Here is a 12,981-nt window from a genome sequence, read left to right on the forward strand (position 1 = left end):
AAAATAAATTTTTTAGGAGTGGATAATGTATCAAAACGACACACAACTCATCAAGCCCAATAAAGAATTTGCAAAAAAGGCACGCATTAAAAATATCTGTGAATACTATGAACTTTACGAAGAGGCTAGTGAAAATTTTGAAAATTTTTGGGGGAAAATGGCTTTGGAGAAAATCGACTGGTTTAGTCCTTTTTCTAGAGTTTTAAATGGGGATAATCCTCCATTTTATAAGTGGTTTGAAGGGGGGACTCTAAATGTAAGCTATCAATGTCTTGATCGTCATATGAAAACAAGGCGTAATAAAGCTGCCATAGTATTTGAAGGAGAGATGGGCGATTATGAAGTTTATACTTATAGAAGGCTTTTTCACGAAGTGTGTAAGGCAGCAAATTTACTAAAGCGTTTTGATGTCAAAAAGGGCGATAGAGTCGTGCTTTATATGCCTATGATACCAGAAAGTGCGATTTTAATGCTAGCTTGTGCGAGGATAGGGGCTATTCATAGTGTTGTGTTTGGCGGTTTTTCTCCAGAAGCTTTGAGAGATAGGATTATCGATGCGGGCGCAAAACTTGTCATCACAGCAGATGGAGCTTTTAGACGCGGTAAGCCTTATATGCTAAAACCTGCCGTGGATAAGGCTTTAAGTGAGGGGTGTGAGTGCGTGGAAAAAGTGCTTGTTGTCATACGCAACAATGAGCCTATTAACTATGTTAAAGGGCGTGATTATGTTTATAATGAGTTGGTTAAAAACGAGTCATATAAATGTGAGCCTGAAATTATGGATAGTGAGGATCTGCTATTTTTACTTTACACTTCAGGCTCGACAGGTAAGCCTAAGGGCGTAATGCACGCAAGTGCTGGCTATATTTTATGGGCTCAAATGACTATGGAGTGGGTTTTTGATATAAAAGATTATGATAATTATTGGTGCAGTGCGGATATAGGCTGGATTACAGGGCATACTTATGTCGTTTATGGACCTCTAGCTTGTGGAGCGACTACGATTATGTATGAGGGAACGCCGACTTATCCAAATTCTGGTAGATGGTGGAGAATGATAGAGGAATATCAAGTGAGTAAATTTTACACATCACCCACTGCCATTAGAATGCTTTACGCAGATGCACCAGATGAGCCTAAAAATTACGATTTAGGCACTCTTGAAGTTTTAGGGACTGTGGGAGAGCCGATAAATCCTAGTGCTTGGAGCTGGTTTTATGAAGAAATTGGAAATTCAAAATGTGCCATTGTAGATACTTGGTGGCAAACAGAAACTGGAGGACATATGATCACGCCTTTGCCCGGTGCTACGCCTTTAAAGCCTAGTTGTGCGACTCTACCTTTACCGGGAATTTTTGCTGAAATCATCGATGAGGAAGGAAATAAAAAGAGCATAGGTGAGGATGGTTTGCTTTGCATTACCAAGCCTTGGCCTTCTATGATAAGAGGAATTTGGAAGGATGAGGAGCGTTATAAGGAAAGCTATTTTTCTCAAGCTAAAAAAGATGGAAAGCCTGTGTATTTTAGCGGGGATGGGGCTTTTTATGATGAAAGAGGCTACATTACCATTACAGGACGCACGGATGATGTGGTTAATGTCGCTGGACACCGTATAGGCACAGCAGAGGTTGAGTCAGCACTTGCCAAACATAAAGATGTAGCAGAATCTGCTGTTGTGAGCGTTTTGGATAGTATTAAGGGTGAAAGTTTATTCGCCTTTGTTGTTTTAAATTCTAATGCAAGTTGCGATTTAGGAAGTGAGCTTGAAACCTTAAAAGAACTCAATGACATTTTAAGAGCAGAGATAGGACCTATCGCTAAAATAGAGCAAATTCTTTACACGCCGGGCTTACCAAAAACAAGAAGCGGTAAGATTATGCGAAGAATTTTACGCACCATAGCAAGAAAAGAAGAATTAAAACAAGATATTTCTACCCTAGAGGATTCTGCTATTGTGGCAAGTATCATCAAATTAGCTAATGAGCAATGACCTTGCCCATTAGCCCCTCTAATTCTTTTTGAGAAATTTGTGCTTTATCAAATTTTACCACTAAATGATGGTGATTTTTATACACTTCCAAAACGCCCTTTAGCTTTGAAACAGCATTTATATCGAGCTTGGTATCAAGGGGCAAATAAAGATTTTTAAGGTCAAATGGATTTTTTAAGAAAAATAAAGAAAAAAGCCAAAAAAACGCCAAAATAATCATAATCAAAGCTAAAATTTTCAACGCATCAAAATGTAAAAATATCCCACCTATTACGCCGCCGCTAAAACTTCCCGCATAACCAAAGGCATTAAATGCACCAAGTGCTTTGCCTTTTTCATTGACCTTGCAAAATTTAGAAGCACAAGATTGCATAATAGGCTCGTGCAAATTAAAACCTAGAAAGAAAATCGCCACAGCAGCGATAAAAATTGCTAAATGGTCAAAAAAGGCAAAAAGTATGTAAGAAAAGATAAAAAAAACAACACCAGCTAATAAAATGTGCTTTGCCAAACCCCTTTTCTCTCCCAAAGCCCCAGCAAAGCCCATAGCCACGAAGCCTACAAGCATAGAGGCAGTATAAACAAGCCATAATTTATCATAATGAAAACGCTCAACCAAAATAATAGGGATAAGCAAAAAGGCTATGGACATAAGCATTTTTTGCATAAAATTTGTCGCATTCATTAGGGCTAAATTTTTTTCTTTAAGCAAAGCTAAAAGTGGAGTTTTGCTATTTTCGTGTGTGATTTTAGGCTCTTTTGGCACAGCAGTATAAAGCAAAATAATGCAAAGAAGAGATAAGGCGGCACTTAAATCAAACAAGCTTGAAAGCCCAAATTTAGCACTCATTATAGGTGCTAAAACCATAGATAAAGCAAAAGCTATACCTATAAAACCTCCCATCATCGCCATAGCCTTGCCTCTTTGCTCTTCGCTTACAAAATCGCTTATCATCGCACTTGCCACAGCACCTATCGCACCAGAGCCTTGCAAAATGCGTCCTAAGAGCATAGTATAAATGTCATTTGCCAAAGAACAAATTAAAGAACCGATGATAAAAAGCACTAAACCTAAAAGCATCGTTTTTTTACGCCCTATTTTATCACTAAGCATCCCAAAAGGCACTTGAAATATGACTTGCATTAAGGCATAAACACCCACAAGCAAACCGACCAAAAAATCGTTTGCATTTTCAAGTTTTAAGGCGTATAAACTCAGCACAGGCAAAACGATAAAAAGCCCAAAAAATCGACTCGCAACAATGAAAGAAAGAACTAAAATACTACGCATTGCTTATCCTTGATTGAAAAGGGCTTATTTTACTTAAAAAGCTTTAACGCTTTATTAAGTTTAAAAAAGTAAGATTAAGCCTTAATAAAATAAGGATAAATGATGAAAATTATTTTAGCAAGTTCCAACGCACATAAATTAAAAGAATTCAAAGAGCTTTTAAATGGATACGAAATTCACAGCCTTAATGCTTTTATTAAGCCTTTTGATATAGAAGAAAATGGCAAAAGCTTTAAGGAAAATGCCAACATCAAATCAAAAGCAGTTTTTGAAAAATTAAGCTCAAAGGAACAAGAAAAAAGCATAGTTTTAAGCGATGATAGTGGAATTTGCGTTAAGGCTTTAAATAGTGCACCCGGAATTTACTCGGCACGCTATTCTTTAAAAGCCGATGATAAAAATAACCGCTTAAAGCTCATTGAAGAATTAGAAAAATTAAGCCTTAAAGAAAGTCTTGCGTATTATGTTTGTGCTTTAAGTCTTAGTTCTAAATTTGGCACTTTTAGTCTAAGTGCTAAAATGTATGGTAGGGTTATCACTGACGAAAGGGGTGAAAATGGCTTTGGTTATGATAGTCTTTTTATCCCTGCAAATTATGATAAAACCTTAGCTCAGCTAAGTAGCTTGGAAAAAAATGCCATTTCCCACCGCTTTAAAGCCCTAGAACTTGCTAAAATTTTCTTAAAAACACTCAAAAAGGCTTATCAATGCTAACTTTTTTAAAATATCTTAGTATAGCCACCGTTGCTTATATTATTTTAGCACTTTTGGCTTATTATTTCTCTTAGCATAAAAGCTAATTAAAAGACTAGGTAGCAAAAATAAACTGCCAAACAAAAGCAAAATCATCACCAAAGTCGTTAAAATCCCAAAATAAATGGTCGGGATAAAATTACTACTCATCATCACGCTAAAGCCCAAAACAATGCTAATACTCGTATAATAAAGTGCCGTCCCTATGAAAAGATGTGAATTGACAATGGCTTTTTTCACACTATTATGCTTAAGCTCTTCTTTAAAGCGGTAAATATAATGCAAAATATCATCAACCCCTATGCCTATGGCAATGGCAGCTATGGTAATGCTCATTAAATCAAGAGGGATATCTAAAAAGCCCATAAAAGCAAAGACTAAGCTTAGTGGGATAAGATTACAAATTATGGCTATGGTAGCTATTTTAAAACTTCTAAAAATAAGCACAAAAAGCGTAAAAATCGCCAAAACCACAAAGGCTAAAGTATCAAACTGCGAGGAAAAAAGACTTTGAAGCATATTATTATAAAGGAGCATTATGCCAGTGATTTGCACCTCTACACCTTCATTTTTTAAAAGCTCATTAAGCTCATTTTCCAAATTCTTTAAAAAGGTATCGCGTTTTAAATTGGGATTAGAATCAATGACGCGTATGCTAAATCTAAGCTCATTTTGCTTGATATTTACAAAAGGAGAAAGCAAGTCTTGCTTAAAATTCGGTGGTAAATTTTCATTTAAAAACGCCAGAGCAAAATCGTCCAAATCTTTACCATTATTAATACTTTTGCCTAAACTTAAAAGACTATTAAGGCTCAAAACAGAGCCTACAAATTCCTTATTTTCTAAAAAATGATGCACCTTTTTAGCAATACGCGTTTTTTTAGAATCAAACCAGTAAGTATCTTTTAAAGCAAGACTTTCAAATTCATCTTCAAAACTATCTAAATTTTCGCCATCTTTCATTTGACTTTTTTGCTGCTCTTTAAAACGGATAATAATATCAAGTGGCAGGGTCCCACCCAAATCTTTATCGATGACAAGTAAGCCCTCCTTAATGGCACTGCCATCTTTAAAATAATTCACAAAAGAATTTTCCACCTTCAACTTAGGAATTTCTATAAAGGCTAAAATAAGTGCGATAAAAGCTAAAGCATAAATGAATTTCTTGCGTTTTATGCTGACATTAGCACACCAAAGCAAAAAGGAAAGTTTAAATTCTTTTTGCGTGAAATTTTGCTTTTTTAAAAGCATTAAAGCACTAGATAAAAAAAGATAAGATAAGATAAGTCCCAAGCCTATGCCAAGACTCATCATAATCCCAAGCTTAATAATAGGCTCAATATGCGAAAAAATCAAAGAAAAAAAGCCTATCATAGTCGTAAAAATGGCAAAAAAACTAGGTTTTGCCTTAGCAAGTAAGGTCTGTAAAACAAGTCTTTTTTGCGTAGTATTTGGGTAAAGGCGTGAAATTTCTATAAAATGCGTTATCAAATGCACAACAACAGAAAGCGTGATGATGAGCATTAGTGGGGCATAATTAGACGAAATAACAGTTACAGGAAAATCAAGCAGAGCAAAAAGCCCACTAGCCGAGCTTAAAGAGATAAAGCAAATAAAAAGCGATAAAATCATCAAAGAAAAGGAACGGAAAAAATACCAAAGTGCAAATCCTAGCAAAAACACTAAAGAAATTCCATAAAGCTTTAAATCGTCCTTAATGTAGCTTATCATATCATCGCTTATCATATTCACGCCACCAAGATAAAGCCTTGCTCCATCTTTTTCATAGCCGCTCATTATGGTGCGAATTTGTGTTAAAAGTGCTTTATTAAAAGCATTTTGCGTTTCTTGGTGCGTTTTAATTTGCGTTCTTAAACGCTCTTTTTCATTTTCATCTTTTGCCCCATCTCTTGCTTCGATTAAATCGATATAGGTCAAATCGGGCTTAAGATAGATAATTAAAGCTGTGGTTTTTCCGTCTTTTGCGATGATGTTATTTTGATAAAAGGGGCTGGTGAGAATTTCATCTTTTGCCCTGCTTTGATTAATGTCCTTGCTTGTGATATTTGGGATATTTTGCATTAATTCTTTTAAGTCTTTATTTTCACTACTTAAAAGCAAGGGAGCATTAATGATGCTAAAAACCCTCTCCACGCCCCTGACACTCTCAAGTTCCTTATGTAAATTTTCTAACTTTTTTAAACTTGTTTGACTAAAAGGATTTTCATCACTTGGCTTAAAAACTAACATTAAAAAATTATCACTCTTATAATGCTTAGAAAGCTCTCTAAAAGTCTTTAAGTCTTTGTCATCTTCTAAAAGCAAACTTTCAGCACTCGCATCAATATGCAGTTTAAAAGCGAAAAAGCTTAAAAACACACAAAAAAGCAAGGTAAGCAAAAAGGTGCTTTTGGGATGATTAATGAGAAATTTTAAGAAAAAAGCCATTATTTGATGATGATATCATTAAGCTTGTTTAATAAATCTTTAAAAGTGCCATTTTCTAAAATATCGCCAAATTGCGAACGATAGGTTTGTATAATGCTAACGCCCAAAACATCGACATCGTAAATCAGCCAATCATCATTTTCTTTATAGAATTTAAAAATAATGAATTTTTTTTCTCCATCGACTAGCATAGAACTTGTGAGAAAATAACGCTTTTCATTTTTCTGCTCTCCGCCTTCAACTTTTAAAATTTGATCCTTATAAAGCTCGAGCTTATCAGTAAAGCTTTTTTTAAGACTTGCCTCAAAAGCCTTGTTAAATTCCGCCACTTCATCTTGACTTAATTTTTGATAATATTTAGATAAAGACAATTTTGCCATTAATTTATAATCAAAAACTTCGTCAAAAAGCTTAAAAATATCCTGTGCGGCGACTTTTTTATCGCCTTTTGTGTTTTGTAAGATTTTTAAACTCTCATTGATATTGTTTTGCATAAAACTTTCAATTTCATTTAAATTAAGTGCAAAAGCACTCAACGCTATCGTAAGTAATAATAAAATTTTTCGCATTTTTCTTCCTATTTGCTAAGTTCTTTACGCCTTTGCTCGTAAGCATCACGCAAAAACGGATATAAATTTGGCGTATTATAATAAATTTCATCAATTTCATCAAGATGAAAGGATAGCTCATTGGCAAAGCCGTAAGCCCCCACCAAAAAACTGGCATAATCAGGCTCAATATAAGCCGTAGGCGTAGCATACCAAAGTGCTGGTAAGCTTAAAGTATCTCTTAAATTACTCGGTCCTAAAATAGGTAAAACGATATGAAAGCCCTCACCCACTCCCCAATGTGCCAAAACAAGTCCTAAATCTGCAGGATGCTTTTCTATCCCCATTTCACTAGCGATATCCCTAAGCCCACCAAAGCCCATAATAGAATTTGCGATAAAACGCTTAAGCTCATCACCAGCATTATCAAATTTAAGTTGCAAAACATTTCCCACTACACGAAAAGGTGCTAGTAAATTATCAAAAAAATTCCTCGCACCAGAGCGCACGAAACTGGGTATTATAGCATTATAACCCTTTAACGCAGGACGCATTACATAAGTATAAAGTCCGACATTAAATTCTGTTATCATTTTATTATAACCAAAAAGAGGGTCGCTAACTTCATATTGTTGATACTCTTTTTCAAAATCTTCCAATTTCTCAGCCACACTAACGCTAACAAAACCACAAAATAATAATAAAAATAATATCTTTTTCACACTTTTCCTTAAAGTTCAATATCCCAATAAAACTCCACCCATTCACTAGCCTCCTTAACGCTAAATTCAGGTTGTAAAAGAGCAGTTTTTTTGTAAAAAATCGTTGCGATTTTAAGCTCTATATGTGGAAATTTCGCCTTTAAAATTCTCTTAATTTCACTCAAACTTTCCCCACTATCGACAATATCATCGATCAATAAAACTCTCTTATAAGCACTTAAATTTGGGATATTAAAAACCTCAACACTATCAAGCTTTCTTGTATCATCATAATGGATACTATTTAAAGCAAATAAATTTCTAGTCTTTAGTGCTACCGCTAAAGAATGTCCAAGACTAAGTCCTCCTCTAGCTATGGCGACTAAGGCATCTGGTGCAAATTCCTCTTTCACTTTTTTTGCTAAGAATTTCACATCTTTTTCGAAATCTTCATAAGCGTAAAACATCATTTTTCCTTAATTTAAAGCAATTAGTAAGAAGTTTCCTAAAGAAATCAAGCTCAAAACGACAATCCCTACATTAATCTTATCCCACTCTCTTTTAAAAATTCTCACTAGCAAAAAGCTAATAAAACCAAAAGCAAAGCCCGAAGTTATCGAATAAGTCAGTGGCATCATAATGATAGTAAAAAAAGTGCCAACAGCAATAGCACTATCACCAAAATCGATATTTTTCACTTCCATAAACATCAAAATGCCAACCATTACAAGCACAGGGTAAATGGCATTAGGCGGTATAGCCTTAAAAAGTGGCAGTAAAAAAAGCGTAAGCGCAAAACAACAAGCCACGACAATAGCAACAAGCCCTGTCCTACCTCCACTCTCAACCCCCGTTGTGCTTTCCACAAAAGCCGTAACAGTCGAAGTGCCAACACCAGCCCCCAAAACCGAGCTTGCCGCATCAGCCATTAAAGTTTTACCAAGCTTTTTTTCTCCCTCTACAGGCTTATCAAAAATTTTTCCCCTTGCCCCAACACCTGTAATCGTGCCTATACTATCAAAAAGCTGCGTAATAAAAAAAGTTAAAATCACAGGGATCATTGCCACGCTTAAAGCACTTTTAATATCAAGCTCAAAAGCGATAGCGCCAAGTCCATTTTCTCGGCTAAAATTTGGTAAAGAAAAAATTTCATTAGGAAAAATTGCCCCTTCGATATTTAATTTTACTCCGTAATTTTGCATTAAATAAAATGCCACGCTCCAAAGTGCTAAAGAGCTTAGTAAAACACCCAAAATAAAAGCCGCTCTAAGTTTTAACGCCCAAAAAAATATGACTAAAATTAAAGAAAAAATTCCAAAAAGCACACTAGGATCCTTAAAATTTCCCACACCCACTAAAGTTGCATCATTTTTAACAATAATGCCCATCTTTTGAAGTCCCAAAAATGCTATAAAGCATCCTATACCAGCACAAATAGCAAGGCGTAAATCTTTAGGGATATTGCGTATGATCCAAAGACGAAAATTTGTAAAAGAAAGAATTAAAAAAATAAAGCCTGATAAAAACACCGCCCCCAAAGCACTCTGCCAAGGAATTTGCTGTGCTATACAGACTGAAAAAGTGAAATAAGCGTTCATTCCCATACCCACACTCATCGCCACAGGGGTGTTTGCAAAAAGTCCGTTAAATGTGCTTGCAATGATAGTGATTAAAGCAGTAGCGGTAATCAAAGCCTCCAAAGGCATACCTGTGTTACTCACAATGTGAGAATTAACGGGGACAATATAAATCATCGTCAAAAAGGTCGTAATACCTGCTAAAAGCTCTGTTTTTATATTTGTCCCATTTTCCTTAAGCTTAAAAATACTCATTGGTAATCCTTACATAAACTACACATCAATTTTGACATCAAAAGACTTAAAAATAAAAACCAAATTGACCCAAAACATTAATATTATATTGATCGCTAACAAATTCATTAACTACATTAAATCCATAAAAAAACGAATTAGGATAAATAAAATGCGAAGTTAGCCCCCAAGTGATAAGATTAGAGTTAAGACGATGATACTGCACGAAATCTTGATTAGGAAAGTCTTTGAAACGCACATTATTTTCAATCGTTTTTCCGCTTAATTTATATTCATAAATAAAAAAACTTCCAAGCTTTGTTTGCATCGCTTCTCGGTCAAAAAGATAGGATAAATTCAATCCACCAGCCAAAGAAGTGGTATGATGATTGATCGCATCGTAAGATTTAGCAAAGACAAGATTGCCATTTTCACTAAAAGCATCTTGCTTGATAAAATTATAATTAAAATACGCCAAAGGCGTCAAAGTCAAATTATTAAGAGCTTGAAAGTCCTTAGCTAGTCCTAATTGTAAGGAGCTAAGTAGATTGTCATAATTTGAGTTTAAAGAGCCATTTTGTCCCATAATTGTTCTTGTCATATCATTACTTGCTCTTGCTAAACTCGCACCGCTTAGAATTTTAAAATTTTGCAAATTTAAAATGTGATTAAATGAAAAATTAAAATATTTATTTTTCAAATTGGCATTTTCAAAATCTAGTCTAGTATCACTCACATCTAACCCAAAGCTTAATAGGGAATTTTCATTAACTGCCCCGCCTATGGTAAGATTTAATCCTGTGCTTCGCCCGTCAAAATTATCGCCGTTAATTTTTTTGTAATTAGGGCTAAGATTCCAAATATAACGCTTATCCATTTTATCTAATAAGCCCAAATCCATAAAAACATCACTCTCAATACTAGCTGTTAATAAAGGATTTTTTTCTAAACTTGCCATTAAATTCCCGGAAGTAAAGCTTGGATTAAGAGCGCTCATCATATTTCTTTGTGCAAAAATGTGCTGCTGATAATGAAGTCCGGAAGCACTTTGCATATAGTCATTAGCCTCCAAACTTTCTAAAGTTTTCTCCATAGTTTTCGTATCTGTATTGTCCAAAAAGGCAAAATAGTCCTTATATCTATCTTGTAAATTATGAATAGAGCGAATGCTTCTTAAGGATCGCCCCATAGTGCTATTCGCACTCTCATATGCGTCTTTTTTAATAACTGGCTTAACAATGATATGATTAGGTGGTGGCGTGGTCGTTGGTGGAGTAGTTGTTGGCGGTGGTGTAATTGGGCTTGGCTGGGTTACTGGAGGCTGAGGGTTTGTAATGTCTGGTTGTGGAGTTGGCTGGGGTTGTGGAGCCGGTTGGGGCATTTTATCTTTATTAATGCTTGTTTTATCACTATCTAAAACAGCTACAAAATCCACAGCATTATTACCCATCACAGAAACGCCACTAAATTGATCTAAATGCGTATTCAATCCACCCAAATCAATGCTAACATAATGCCCACTTGTAAAAAATTTCGGCAAAGGGATATATTCTAATTTTCCGCCTTTAATCTCATAAGAATTTGCTATGAGTTTGGAATTTTTATCATTGCCAAAATCAAGTTGCAATTTAGAATTTTGCCCCTCTTGCGTGTATTTTCCCTTGATAGTCAAATCACTCAAATCTTCATTTCCCGGTCTTACTATGCCTTTATTTTCAAGGTTTTTACCTACTTCGCCATTACCGCTAAATAAGCCCCCCTCTAAAACTTTCACATCACCTGCTATTCTAGCTTTTTCCTTTTCGCTTTTATTATTTAAAGCTAGGCTACCATTTTTAATAATGGTCGCCCCCTCATAGCTATTATTCCCCGTTAAGATGAGCTTGCCGCTACCCTCTTTGATAAATCCTACATTAAGATTTGTTAAATTTGTCGGTAAATTGATTGCGTCTTTTTTATGTAAGCTTTCGTCCCACTTTTTTTGGCTAATGTCATTGCTAAAAGTTGCGTTGTGATTTTGCGTATCAAGGGTATAATACACCTCATTTTGTCCCGCATAAGCACTTGAAACATCACTATCATTAAGGCGATTAGCGTCCAAAGTCGCCAAGCCTTTCATAGCCTTAGCCACATCTAAAATTCCCTGCCCAAAAAGACTTTCTTTGCTGACTTTTTGAATAGAGGCATATTCGCTTTCACCCACTCCGTGATATTCTGTGATGGGAGTATAATAGCTAGAATAACCAGCTTGAGAAAGGTCTCTTTTGACTTGATCTTTATCGATACTGCCGTCTGCTTTTTTAGGAATTTCTGTATCAATGTAAAAAATAGTATGAAAAGTTTTTTCCATAAGTATAGGTTTTCTACCAAGATATTCTACAACCTTTAATTTTGTCTCTTTTACCGTGAGTTTAGGAGCTATATAGTCCTTATTAGCCGTGCTTAAAAGCACATCGGCAATTTGTTTGCCATTTAAAAAAGGAAAGCGTTGTGCCACCAAAGCCGCTCCTCCACTTACCATAGGAGCTGCCATTGAAGTCCCACTTTGTGTGCGGTATAAATTTTTATCTACACGCCCAAAACTAGGTTTTTGCATATAAGCAGCATTAACATTGCTAATATTAGAACCGGGTGCTACCAAGCTAAAATTTTCCGCTCCCAAAAGTCCATTACTAAAACCAGACAAACCTCTACCATTAATCACAAGTTTGCCATCTTGATTTCTCGTAATTTGCGAAGAATCCACAGAACCCACCGCCAAAAAAGAACGCAATTCTTCATTATAAAGAGGGCTTAAAGCCATAATGCCAGGACTTATAATACCCTCATTACCCGCCGCAAAGACAACGAGAGTTTTATTTTCTTTTGCGAGTTGATTGAGTTGCTTGGCTGTAGAGTTTTGCTGAATTTGTTCAAAAAGTTCATTAGAAGACTTGCTTTTATAAGCGTCAAGATAAAGTCCCGTTTGAGTCATACTTACAACAGGATAATTGGTTGAATTCCAGCTATTATTGATGATTTTAACATCTTTATCTTTAAAATAATCATAAACATTAGGGGCATTAAAGCTTCCACTACCCTTATTATTCCCAAAAATTTGCACCCCATAAAGTTTAGCATTATAAGCTACGCCGTGAGGATTATTCTCATCAATATACTTAGCCCCTATAATGCCTGCGACATGGCTTCCGTGCGTATCTACGGAGTAATCAGGCGTATAAGCTTTACCATTGATAGTTGAAAAAGCCTGTCCTAAAACCTTATCTTTTAAGCTAGGATGCTCCCCATTGATCGCCGAGTCTATAACCCCAACATTAATTCCATCTCCGGTAATCGTTAGCTCATAAGCCTCTTTTGAGCCGATAAGCTCTTGATCGCTAAGAGCGTGAAGATTTAGAATTGTTACAAAAGATAAAAAAATACTTTTTTTCATTATTTC

9 protein-coding genes are annotated in these 12,981 nt (G+C 35.5%); 2 read left to right on the plus strand and 7 right to left on the minus strand.

Annotation, left to right across the window (positions count from 1 at the left end; translation table 11 throughout):
• The first annotated feature begins 25 nt into the window (after positions 1-25).
• The gene (acs, locus tag EL158_RS06470) at positions 26-1,990 is read left to right on the plus strand and encodes an acetate--CoA ligase (RefSeq protein ID WP_034955671.1); all 1,965 of its coding nucleotides are present in this window, start codon (positions 26-28) and stop codon (positions 1,988-1,990) included.
• On the opposite strand, the gene EL158_RS06475 is transcribed toward acs, so the two are convergent.
• Positions 1,977-3,281: an MFS transporter gene (locus tag EL158_RS06475; RefSeq protein ID WP_027303667.1), complete on the minus strand. Its 1,305-nt coding sequence runs from the start codon at positions 3,279-3,281 to the stop codon at positions 1,977-1,979. The two genes, acs and EL158_RS06475, sit on opposite strands and share 14 nt — an antisense overlap.
• Before the next feature lie 102 nt (positions 3,282-3,383).
• Between EL158_RS06475 and rdgB the strand changes: the two genes are divergently transcribed.
• Positions 3,384-3,995, plus strand: coding sequence for an RdgB/HAM1 family non-canonical purine NTP pyrophosphatase (rdgB, locus tag EL158_RS06480; protein WP_027303668.1), 612 nt, complete (start codon positions 3,384-3,386; stop codon positions 3,993-3,995).
• 39 nt (positions 3,996-4,034) lie between these two features.
• Here the strand turns inward: rdgB and EL158_RS06485 are convergent, their stop codons facing one another.
• The 6 genes from EL158_RS06485 to EL158_RS06510 are packed head-to-tail and all read right to left on the minus strand — an operon-like array spanning position 4,035 to position 12,975.
• On the minus strand, positions 4,035-6,485 hold the full coding sequence (locus tag EL158_RS06485) for an efflux RND transporter permease subunit (protein ID WP_027303669.1): 2,451 nt from the start codon (positions 6,483-6,485) through the stop codon (positions 4,035-4,037).
• Positions 6,482-7,051 (minus strand): Tgt2/MlaC family protein, encoded by a 570-nt coding sequence (locus EL158_RS06490; RefSeq protein WP_004275209.1) that lies wholly within the window; start codon positions 7,049-7,051, stop codon positions 6,482-6,484. The genes EL158_RS06485 and EL158_RS06490 overlap by 4 nt, the downstream gene beginning before the upstream one ends.
• 8 nt (positions 7,052-7,059) lie before the next feature.
• Positions 7,060-7,752, minus strand: coding sequence for an MlaA family lipoprotein (locus EL158_RS06495; protein ID WP_027303670.1), 693 nt, complete (start codon positions 7,750-7,752; stop codon positions 7,060-7,062).
• An 8-nt stretch (positions 7,753-7,760) separates the two neighbouring features.
• Complete coding sequence (locus EL158_RS06500) at positions 7,761-8,201, minus strand: phosphoribosyltransferase (protein ID WP_027303671.1); 441 nt, start codon at positions 8,199-8,201, stop codon at positions 7,761-7,763.
• Positions 8,202-8,207: 6 nt separating this feature from the next.
• Positions 8,208-9,563 carry an NCS2 family permease gene (locus tag EL158_RS06505; protein ID WP_027303672.1) on the minus strand — a complete coding sequence of 452 codons (1,356 nt, stop codon included), beginning with the start codon at positions 9,561-9,563 and terminating at the stop codon, positions 8,208-8,210.
• A 46-nt stretch (positions 9,564-9,609) separates the two neighbouring features.
• Positions 9,610-12,975 (minus strand): S8 family serine peptidase, encoded by a 3,366-nt coding sequence (locus tag EL158_RS06510; protein WP_027303673.1) that lies wholly within the window; start codon positions 12,973-12,975, stop codon positions 9,610-9,612.
• Between the last annotated feature and the right edge of the window lie 6 nt (positions 12,976-12,981).

The organism is Campylobacter upsaliensis (assembly GCF_900637395.1).
In the GTDB taxonomy this organism is placed as follows: domain Bacteria; phylum Campylobacterota; class Campylobacteria; order Campylobacterales; family Campylobacteraceae; genus Campylobacter_D; species Campylobacter_D upsaliensis.

Coding starts and splice junctions, on each gene's coding strand:
- acs (WP_034955671.1), top strand. CDS start 26: ATGTATCAAAACGACACACAACTCATCAAGCCCAATAAAGAATTTGCA.
- rdgB (WP_027303668.1), top strand. CDS start 3,384: ATGAAAATTATTTTAGCAAGTTCCAACGCACATAAATTAAAAGAATTC.
- EL158_RS06475 (WP_027303667.1), bottom strand. CDS start 3,281: ATGCGTAGTATTTTAGTTCTTTCTTTCATTGTTGCGAGTCGATTTTTT.
- EL158_RS06505 (WP_027303672.1), bottom strand. CDS start 9,563: ATGAGTATTTTTAAGCTTAAGGAAAATGGGACAAATATAAAAACAGAG.
- EL158_RS06500 (WP_027303671.1), bottom strand. CDS start 8,201: ATGATGTTTTACGCTTATGAAGATTTCGAAAAAGATGTGAAATTCTTA.
- EL158_RS06510 (WP_027303673.1), bottom strand. CDS start 12,975: ATGAAAAAAAGTATTTTTTTATCTTTTGTAACAATTCTAAATCTTCAC.
- EL158_RS06490 (WP_004275209.1), bottom strand. CDS start 7,051: ATGCGAAAAATTTTATTATTACTTACGATAGCGTTGAGTGCTTTTGCA.